We start from the raw sequence: 7457 nt of genomic DNA, 5'->3' as shown, positions 1-7457 counted from the left end.
CCCCTTTTTCGGAACCTTTTCCTTCGCTCTCACCCGGCCGGCCAGCCCTCCGTCCCTCTCGCTTTCTTCAAGCTCCGGGTCGTTGCGGGTCTGCCCTTTCGGCGTGATCCCCTCGGTTGGGGTGCCGAGAAATCTACATGAATCCCGGAAAACGTCAACATCTTTTGAAAGTTTTTTCTCCACCAAATCTTCAATCACCGCAAAATACTCTCGATATCAATCAGATATAAAAAAATTATTTTTCTCCAACAACTCTACCGTTTATACGATTCAGGACGATCATGAACAGGCAACTCGCATACAAAAAAGGGAGAGGCATCCGCCCCCCTTTTTATCCATTGATTATCAATATTTATTAAACCTTCCAGTCATCCAGTTTACTATCCAGAGCTCTCGGCAAAATGGCCTGGACGATGATGTCGTTCTCCTCGTATTCCGTACTTAGGACCTTGCCTTCACGATGCATAACCGCCACAAGATCACTACGGTATTGAGGAATTTTATAAATGGAGGTATGAACGCGATGGGAAAGCATTTCCACACATGCCTCCATGAAGTCATCCATTCCCCAGGATTCACGTACGGACATGGATACCGTAGGCATCTGCATTTTCCGGGCCAGAGTTTCTGCGGTTTCGCAACGGACGGATTCCTCCAGCTTGTCCAGTTTGTTGAACACGACAACCATAGGTTTGTCCACAGCACCCAGCTCGGCAAGAACCTCAAGAGTCGTCTCAAAATGCCGGTAAGCATCCGGATCGGATACATCGACCACCTGAATCAGGAAATCCGCCAAAACGGCTTCTTCCAGAGTCGATTTGAAGGCTTCCACCAGCCGATGGGGAAGATTGCGGATAAATCCGACTGTATCGGTCAGCAAAAGAGCTTGCCCATCAGGCAGCGATATCTTTCTGGTCGTCGTATCCAGCGTTGCAAAGAGCATATCCTTCGCCATAACGTCCGCTCCGGATACAAAACTGAGCAAGGAAGACTTGCCCGCATTGGTGTAACCCACAATGGCAGCCGTCGGCATCCCCTGTCGTTCGCGATCCTTGCGCTGGGTTGCACGCTGGCGTCTGACATCTTCCAGTTCCTTTTGAATAGCCTCAATACGGGAACGAGCCAGCCGACGATCTACTTCGATCTGCTTTTCACCTTCGCCGCGAGCAGCGCCAGAGCCCCCCTTTCCTCCGCCGGAGCCACCGCCCTGTCTGTCCAGATGCGCCCACATGCGAGCCATTCTTGGCAGGGAATATTGCATCCTTGCCAAATCTACCTGCAGGGTCGCTTCGCGAGTGCGGGCACGCTGGGCAAAGATATCAAGAATCACTTCTTCACGGTCGATAACGCATACGTCGATGAGGCGTTCCCATTCGCGTTGCTGGGACGGAGCCAGCATATTGTCGAAAACTACACAGTCCACGTCAAGGGAATGAGCCAGATCACAGATTTCCTGAGCCTTGCCTGTACCACATAAAAACTTGGCATGGATTTCCCGTGAACGGACAAGCTCCTTGCCAACGACCTGAATATCCAGATTGGAAACAAGATCGTCCAATTCTTCCAGCATTGCCCGAGTTTCAGGCAAATCCTTCTCGTTGAAATAAATGGAAACAAGCAATGCTCGTTCCACTTTCTGCGGTTTTTCTCTAATTTCAAACATGCATACTCCTGGCGAAGTTCACTCCTTACTGGAACTTCTGGGTTGATGTAGGCTTATAATCGTTCAAAAGATCTTTGTTGATTTTATTACAGTTGCAAGAACAGGAGCTCAGCAGAGCAATCCCCAGGGAAGCGATCAGTAAAGATGTCAGTTTCATTATTTCCATTTGCTCCTGCAACCGGCTTTCAAGCAAGCAAAAAGCAAGCCATCCACCCATGGAAATAAAAGACAGGGCCGGTCCGGCATTTCTCCGGTCCGGCCCTTAGGAGGAAACTCAACGTTCGTTCGCAGAGCGCAAGGCTTAACCTTCTTCTTCGTCCCCGTGGTTAAGAATGAAGTTGAGGTCGTCTATACCCAGAGTAGAAGCAAATCCTTCGTCTCCCAGGACGTTGGCAACAAGCTGGTTCTTCTGGTGCTGGAGAATACGGATCTTCTCTTCAACGGAATCCTTCGTCAAAAGCCGGTAGGCGATAACCTTGTTCTTCTGGCCGATTCGGTGCGTACGGTCGATAGCCTGACTTTCCACGGCGGGATTCCACCACGGATCGTACAGGACAACATAGGACGCGGAAGTCAGGTTCAAACCGGCACCGCCAGCCTTGAGGGATAGGAGGAAAACGGAAGGTTCCTTGGAAGTCTGGAAGCGTTCGATTTCTCCCTTTCGGTCCTTAGTCTGACCGGTAAGATAGTTGAGAGGACGCGCTTCGGATTCGAGCCTGTTCTTGATGATTTCCAGCATGGAAACGAACTGGGAGAACACAAGCACCTTGTGCCCTTCCTCACGCAACTGATCCAGCAGGTAGAAAAGAGCGTTGAGTTTGGCGCTCTCTTCCTTGGCATACTTGGCATCTATCAAGCCCGGATGGCAGCAAATCTGACGAAGGCGCATTAATCCCTGGAGAATGGCAAAACTGTTCTTTTTAACCGATTCATCGGAGTCTATTCCCAGCAAGGCCTTCTGAATTCGGCGCAATTCCGCCTTGTAGAGCTGGTTCTGGATACCTTCCATCTTGGCAAACACTTCTTCTTCCGTTCTCGGCGGAAGATCTCGGGCAACCTGGGATTTGGTACGACGCAAGAGGAAAGGCTTCAAGCGTGCCGCCAGACGAGTCTGGCTTTGCGGATCCTTGCGTTTGTCAAAACGTTTCTTGAAGTAAGCGCGAGATCCGAGAACTCCCGGCATGGAGAAGGCCATAAGAGACCACATGTCAAGCAGGCGGTTTTCAATCGGCGTGCCGGAAAGAACCAAGCGATTGTACGACGTGATTTCCCTGGCAGCCTTGGCAGCCTTGGAGTCGGGATTCTTAATCTGCTGGCCTTCGTCAAGAATCACGGTAAGCCACTTGATGGAATTGAGATTTTCCCCGCATACGCGCAACTGAGCGTAGTTGACAACAACCATGTCGTAGTTGGCAAGAATGTCATCCACCACAGCCTGATCCTTGCTACGAATCACAAGGACGCGAATATTCGGAGCAAACTTCTGCGCTTCACCCGCCCACACATCTAGCACTGATTTCGGGCAAACAATCAAAACAGGTGGCAATTTAACTTTTTTACGTCCCTTCTGCCTGTCGACAAAGTCATGACGCAGCCACAGGATATAAGCAATCGACTGAATCGTCTTACCCAAGCCCATGTCGTCAGCAAGAATACCACCGAAGCCGTTGGTTGCCAAATAGGCCAGGAATTGGAACCCTTCCACCTGATAAGGACGCAAGGTTGCCTGAAGTTCAGAGGGGACATCAGGCTTCACATCGATTTTAATCTCGGCAGTACGGTCTTTGATTCGCTTCCAGGCACGGGGATCAAACACTTCCGCCGCCTTCGGATCGGCCAGCTGCATGGCATGCATGCGGTGGGTTTCTCCGGAAAGATCGAAAGGATCCAGACCAAGACGAGTCACTGCATCGCGCTGGTCGTTATCCAGCTTGATTTCCAGACGCATCCATCCCCCATCATCCATACGAACATAGCCGCCGCGAGCGGCAACAAGAGCTCTAATCTGTTCCTTGGATAATTCAACTCCTTCTACGTCAATAACAATACGAAGATCAAACCAGTCAATTTCCTGATTGACGACTTCAAAGCGAATCGCAGCCGCCACCGGATCAGCCAGCAGAGTCTTGAGCTTTTCATCCATTTCCACGGTAAGATCCGAGGGAAGCACTTTGGCCCATTCGGCAAATTTTTCCGGGAACTGCTTGGTTACACGAGCTTTGAAGGCATCCACCTGAGGATCGTAAGAGAAGCCCATTTCCTCCAGAAGACCAGGAATGGAATAAAGATGTTCCCGGATGAAACGAAGAAGCACCTTGTCTCTCATCGGTTCCTGGTGGGTGACCTCCCAACCGTCCTTGCCCATTTTTTCGACACGACGTCCCAGATTGTCGGACGCCGTCACTTCGCAAAGGACATGTTCCGTTTCTGCCGATGTCAACCCGCGGACAATCTTCATCTTGAAGCTTCCCATCATCTCAATGTCGACCACGCGTTCTTCCATGCTCTGTGGCAGGGAAGCTCCGATTTTCCGGAGAAATTCAACCCCTTCGAGACTGTCGATCACCTGTTTGGGGATAGAATAACGCGGTTCTACTTCCGTGGTTTCCAACCATCGGGGAGGACCGGGGAAAACAGTTTCGTCCGATTGGTACAACTCCTGAAGCCCCGGAAGCTGACGGACGGAGTGAGATACATTGATTCCGCCGGACGTCACCAGTTGCAAAGCAAAACAATCCGGATTAATCGGATCGTCATGGCATACCCACTGGAGAGGCTCCGTCACAACCTTGAAGTAATTTTCATCCAGATTGACGAGATACCCTTTCAGGGCGCTTTGATGGAAAAGCCTGTTCATCAGGCCACAGGCCGATTCCAAATCCAAATCCAGTACGAGGGAACCTTCCTGCTCCACATACTCAATCAGCATCTTCAGCAGCAATTCCGACTGAACATCCATTTTCAGGGCGGCACGCTGATACGCGTCGACGATATGATCCATGTCCGATTTTTCACGGAGAGGAATCCATTCCTGTTTCAAATTGTAGCGGTACTCGAAATGCCCTTCGTTAATCGTCGAGACAAGGCGCATGTAGAAATCTTCACGCGGAGGCTGCGGCGGGCGTTCGTTAATGGATTGGATACGATCATACCAAATTCCAACTTCGCGATCACGTTCCCAGGCATGGATTTTACTCTGCACCTTTTCCAGATTTGTCACGGCTTCCATGAAACTCGGGAACGGAAGCCGCCTCTTACTGAATGCATAGGCGATGTAGTTCCAGAATTCCAGAATGTTGGTAGGAGGCACCGGCCAGAGTTCCAACGGTTCGTAAGTCGTAATTTCCCAGCGGGGATTCAGACGCACCATGTCGTGATCATGGATTTCCTGCTCAATGGCGAACCGGCGGTAGCGCTTTTCGAGCTTGGTGACATATTCGGCTTCCTTGTCATCCAGTTCGCGTTTCAGCTTCTCTTCGAGAATATCCAGAAGAGGAACATCGTTAAGTTCATTTGGGGATTCGGGGAGATCCTGACCGCGGTACATACGCTCCATCATCGTCGCATACATCGCCGCTCCCGCTACGGAAGCATCGTCCGTCGAGCAGGATCCGAACCAACGGTTCCCCTGCAAACGAAGGCTTACACGGTGGATTCCATGTTCATCCTCCACGCGGCCTTGAATAAAGAGATGGTTTCCGAAAATTTGCGTTACGGCGCCATCTTTCTGTAATTTTTCGCCACGCGCCCGCACATCCTCTGGGAATGCATTCAGGAAATTGAGCGTCGCGCGGTCTGGATTAAGAGCCATGCTCATTGCAGTAATATATTGGGAAGTTGTTTACACATAAAGACAGTAGTCCCATGGACATACATTTTATGTTTGGCATAGTAGCACATAATCTGCCAGCTTTCAACATTTCTCTGAAAAAAATATGAGATAGAAACTCAGTTCACCAGAAGAGGGATGACACTGCCAGGCAGTTACCGAAATGGGATGTCTCCCATTTTTCGTGAAATATTTCCGTTCAAATTCACGGACGATGCGCCTCTTCCGGCTTGACAGACGCAGGAACACCCCCCCTTCTATACGGGTAACCCTATGTCTGCAGCATCCTTATTACAGCTTCTTTCCACCAATGCCCGCCTGAGCGACACCGAACTGGCAGAACGCCTCAACATGAGCGCCAGCGAAGTAACTGCCCTGAGGCAGGACTTGGAACAGGAACACCGTATCCTTGGCTACCAAGCCATTGTCAACGATGAGGATTTTCACGACGCCGGCGTCACCGCCTTTATTGAAGTGAAAGTAACTCCCGAACGAGAAGGAGGCTTCGACCATCTGGCCACGCGCATCGCGCGGTTTGACGAAGTGTCCTCCTGCTATCTGGCCAGCGGCGGCTTCGACCTGCTAGTCATAGTTGAGGGCAAGAGCATGCGCGATATTGCCAATTTCGTTTCCGGCAAGCTTTCCACATTGGAAGGGGTGCTTTCCACGGCTACTCACTTCCACCTTAAAACTTACAAGAAAAACGGATTTATCTTCGAGGCTCCTGCGGAAGACAACCGCCTGATCGTCTCCCCGTAATTCCGACCACCGATCAACACAATGGACTGGTCATCAAAAATAGCTAACCAAATTGCCGATATTCCCCGTTCGGGGATCCGGGAATTTTTCGATCTTGTCACCGGCCGCAAGGACATCATCTCCCTGGGCGTCGGCGAACCTGATTTCGTTACCCCCTGGCACATCCGCGAAGCCGCTATCTACTCTCTGGAAAAAGGGCACACCACTTACACATCCAACTACGGGTTGGAAAGCCTCCGCAAAAAGATTGTCCAATACGTCGAAAACTTTTTTCACGTCTCCTACGATCCCCTCCACGAAGTTCTCGTCACCGTCGGTGTCAGCGAGGCCCTGGATCTTGCCTTGAGAGCCATCCTCAATCCCGGAGACGAAGTCCTCTACCACGAGCCCTGCTACGTATCCTACTCCCCCAGCGTCACCATGGCGCACGGTACGGCCAAAGCCGTTCCTACGACCAAGGCCGACCTTTTCGCACTCAATCCAGAAGCACTGGAAGCCGCTATCGGCCCCAGGACAAAAGCGTTAATGCTGAATTTTCCGACGAACCCGACAGGAGCCGTTGCTCCGGTAGAAACGCTGGAAGCCATCGCACGCATCTGCATCAAGCACGATCTCATTGTCTTGACCGACGAAATCTACAGTGAACTCCGTTACGACGGCATTCCCCACGTCACTATCGCCTCCCTGCCCGGCATGCAGGAACGCACCGTTCTTCTGCACGGATTCTCCAAGGCATTCGCCATGACCGGTTTCCGCCTCGGATACGCTTGTGGACCGGAACCCATCATCTCTGCAATGATGAAAATCCACCAGTATTCCATGCTCTGTGCGCCGATCAGTTCCCAGGAAGCAGCCATCGAAGCACTCTCCCACGGTACGGACGCCATGCTTAAAATGAGGGACAGCTACCACCAGAGGCGCGACTACCTTGTCAATCGGCTCAACGACATGGGTATCGACTGCCACATGCCGGGCGGCGCTTTCTACGTATTCCCGGACATTTCCAAATTCGGATTCAGCAGCAAGGAATTCGCCACCCGCCTCCTGATGGAACACCAGGTAGCAGCCGTTCCCGGAGATGCTTTCGGACCAAGTGGAGAAGGCTATCTGCGCTGTTGCTACGCCACGGCCTTCGAGCAAATCAAGGAAGCATGCAACCGCATGGAAAGCTTCATCAAGGATCTAAAATCCTAAGAATCCCACAAC

The 7457-nt window shown here is 51.3% G+C and carries 5 protein-coding genes; 2 read left to right on the top strand and 3 right to left on the bottom strand.

The window, feature by feature from the left end; translation table 11 throughout:
- From QET40_RS03525 to QET40_RS03515, 3 genes are all read right to left on the bottom strand, one after another.
- A partial coding sequence (locus tag QET40_RS03525; protein ID WP_280125798.1) for a hypothetical protein occupies nt 1–198 on the bottom strand: 198 nt, incomplete at its 3' end.
- A gap of 157 nt (nt 199–355) precedes the next feature.
- Nucleotides 356–1663: a GTPase HflX gene (hflX, locus tag QET40_RS03520; RefSeq protein ID WP_280125797.1), complete on the bottom strand. Its 1308-nt coding sequence runs from the start codon at nt 1661–1663 to the stop codon at nt 356–358.
- 301 nt (nt 1664–1964) lie between these two features.
- A complete protein-coding gene (locus QET40_RS03515) occupies nt 1965–5474 on the bottom strand; it encodes a DEAD/DEAH box helicase (protein ID WP_280125796.1) in 3510 nt (1169 codons plus the stop codon).
- A gap of 291 nt (nt 5475–5765) precedes the next feature.
- Between QET40_RS03515 and QET40_RS03510 the strand changes: the two genes are divergently transcribed.
- A complete protein-coding gene (locus QET40_RS03510) occupies nt 5766–6251 on the top strand; it encodes an Lrp/AsnC family transcriptional regulator (protein WP_280125795.1) in 486 nt (161 codons plus the stop codon).
- Between the two features lie 21 nt (nt 6252–6272).
- Nucleotides 6273–7445: an aminotransferase class I/II-fold pyridoxal phosphate-dependent enzyme gene (locus tag QET40_RS03505; protein WP_280125794.1), complete on the top strand. Its 1173-nt coding sequence runs from the start codon at nt 6273–6275 to the stop codon at nt 7443–7445.
- Nucleotides 7446–7457: the final 12 nt, after the last annotated feature.

Source organism: Akkermansia sp. N21169 (genome assembly GCF_029854675.1).
Taxonomy (GTDB): Bacteria; Verrucomicrobiota; Verrucomicrobiia; order Verrucomicrobiales; family Akkermansiaceae; genus Akkermansia.
The sequence above is the reverse complement of the archived record's forward strand: the minus strand, read 5'-3'. Positions and strand labels throughout refer to the sequence as shown.